At 35.7% G+C, this 2,898-nt stretch carries 2 protein-coding genes; both read right to left on the bottom strand.

The features are described from left to right. Nucleotides 1–4 precede the first annotated feature (4 nt). Nucleotides 5–2,038 (bottom strand): potassium-transporting ATPase subunit KdpB, encoded by a 2,034-nt coding sequence (gene kdpB / locus ACIQ56_RS16335; RefSeq protein WP_397602101.1) that lies wholly within the window; start codon nt 2,036–2,038, stop codon nt 5–7. A 1-nt stretch (nt 2,039) separates the two neighbouring features. Then, a partial coding sequence (locus ACIQ56_RS16330) for a potassium-transporting ATPase subunit KdpA (protein WP_397602100.1) occupies nt 2,040–2,898 on the bottom strand: 859 nt, incomplete at its 5' end.

Genomic DNA, 2,898 nt, shown 5'->3' with positions numbered 1-2,898 from the left:
ATTCCTATATTAAATTAAATGCATTTATTATTAAATCGATCATTTTTATACCAATAAAAGGAACGATAACTCCACCAAGCCCAAATACAACCAAATTATAACGTAACAAACTCATTGCAGAACGTGGTCTATATTTAATTCCTTTTAAAGCTAGAGGAATTAAAATAATAATAATAATCGCATTAAAAATAACAGCAGATAAAATAGCACTTTGTGGGCTAGCAAGATGCATGATATTAAAAACACCTAAACTTGGGATCGACGCTAAAAATAGCGAAGGAATGATAGCAAAATATTTAGCAACATCATTTGCAATGCTAAAAGTTGTTAAAGCGCCGCGTGTTATTAATAATTGTTTTCCTATTTCAACTATTTCTATAACTTTTGTTGGATCGGAATCGAGATCGATCATGTTACCTGCTTCTCGAGCAGCTTGAGTCCCCGTATTCATTGCCAATCCTACGTCGGCTTGAGCCAATGCGGGAGCATCATTTGTACCATCTCCTGTCATTGCTACCATCAATCCTTCTTTTTTAAAGGATTTTATTAAATCTAATTTATCTTCAGGTTTTGCTTCTGCAAGAGAATCATCTACACCCGCTTCTGACGCAATCGCTGCTGCTGTTAATTTATTATCTCCAGTAATCATAATTGTTCGAATACCCATTGCGCGAATTCGTTCAAATCGTGCACTGATACCAGGTTTCACAACATCTTTTAAATAAATAACCCCAAGCGCTTTGGAACCTTTGGCAACAACAAGAGGAGTGCCACCTAGTTTCGAAATTTTAGTTACATTAGCTAAAACTTCTTCAGGAAGTTTTGATCCGAGAGAACTGACCCAAGATGAAATGGATTCCATAGATCCTTTTCGAAACGATTCGGAAGGGGTATCGACACCACTCATTCTTGTTTCTGCAGTAAAAGGGATAGGAATAGAATTGGCAGGCAATTGAAAATAGGCATGCAATTCGTTTGCAAGCTTAATAATAGAACGACCTTCTGGGGTTTGATCAAACCAAGAAGCCGCAAGAGATGCTTTTGCAAGTTCATCTATCGTAACAGCAGGACATGGAAAAAATTCGGTCGCCATCCGATTCCCAACCGTAATCGTCCCCGTTTTATCCAACAATAAAATATCAACATCACCGGCTGCTTCTACAGCCCTTCCTGACATTGCAATCACATTTCTTTGCAAAACTCTATCCATTCCCGCAATACCAATGGCAGATAACAACCCCCCAATTGTTGTAGGAATTAAGCAAACTAATAATGCAATTAAAGAAACAGTAGAAACAGTCGCATTTTGAAAAAGGGCAAATGGCTTTAACGTAACAACCGCTAACAAGAAGATAATCGTAAGCCCACACAATAAAATATGCAGAGCAATTTCATTCGGTGTTTTTTTTCTTTCCGCACCTTCGACCAAAGAAATCATTTTATCTAAAAATGATTTTCCAGGCTCTGCTGTGACCATAACAATAATTTTATCAGATAAAACTGTAGTTCCCCCTGTTACAGCAGAACGATCACCTCCACATTCACGTATCACCGGAGCTGATTCTCCTGTGATTGCGGATTCATCCACAGTCGCCACCCCTTCTACTACAGTTCCATCAGATGGAATGACTTCTCCTACTTGAACAACAACATGATCACCCTTCACTAAAGTTGAAGCAGAAACAGTGCGAATGACTTTTGTATTGAGATCGATAACACTCGCTTTTGTATCACGTCTGGTTTTTTTTAAACTCTCCGCTTGAGCTTTACCTCTTCCTTCTGCTAATGCTTCCGCAAAATTAGCAAATAAAACGGTAAACCATAACCAAATCGAAATTTGTAAAGTAAAATTTAAATTCTCATAATTTTTAGAAAATAAATCAGAAAAAATAGTTAAAGTTGTTATGACACTTCCAATAGCAACTACAAACATAACAGGATTTTTATAAAGAATTCTTGGGTGAAGTTTTACAAAAGATTGTTTGATAGCAGGTAACAACAAGGAAGTAGAAAAAAGATTTGAATTTAATTTTGTCATTTTATTTAGCTCCTGAAGTAGAAAGAACACCAGATAATAATTGCAAATGTTCTAAAACAGGACCCAAGGATAATGCAGGAAAATAAACTAAAGCACCGACAATTAGTATGGTACCTAAAAGCAAAATAATAAACACACCACCATGAATTGGAAATGAATTTTCAGACATCGGGCGAGATTTCTTTTTTGACATATAACCCGCTATGGCGAGTAAGGGAATTAAATTTAAATAACGACCAAAAATCATTAATATTGAAGTTAAATAATTCCAAAAGGGAGTATTTGCATTTAAAGACCCAAATGCACTTCCATTATTTTGAACCGTAGAAGTAACAGCATAAAGCATTTCACTAAATCCGTGTGTTCCTGGATTTCCTATTGATGCTTTGGCAATAGTTGAAACGGAAGCTATTGCTAAACATACTAATATTGCAACACTGATTCCAATTACAGGAAACATTGCTATTTTAATTTCACGGGATTCAATTTTTTTGCCTAAATATTCTGGCGTTCTCCCAACCATTAAACCAGCAATAAAAACAGCAAGAACGACAAAAAGTAACATTCCATATAAACCAGAACCTACTCCACCAAAAATAACTTCATTTAATAGCATGTTAACTAAAGCAACCATTCCTGCAATAGGGGTTAAACTACTATGAGCAGCTAAAGTAGCGCCACAGGAAGAATCGGTTGTTACTGTAGTGAAAAGTGAAGTCGCAAAAATACCAAAACGTGTTTCTTTTCCTTCCATATTTAAGGAAGAACTTAAGTGAAGTTGATTTACAAAATTTGGATTGCCTAAATATTCATAATAGGAAAAAACAAAAACTCCTGCCAAAAATAAAATAGCCATTGTA

The sequence above is a fragment of the Silvanigrella sp. genome (genome assembly GCF_044369315.1).
GTDB lineage: Bacteria > Bdellovibrionota_B > Oligoflexia > Silvanigrellales > Silvanigrellaceae > Silvanigrella.
Note: the sequence above shows the minus strand (reverse complement) of the source record. Positions and strands in the feature narration are given on the sequence as shown.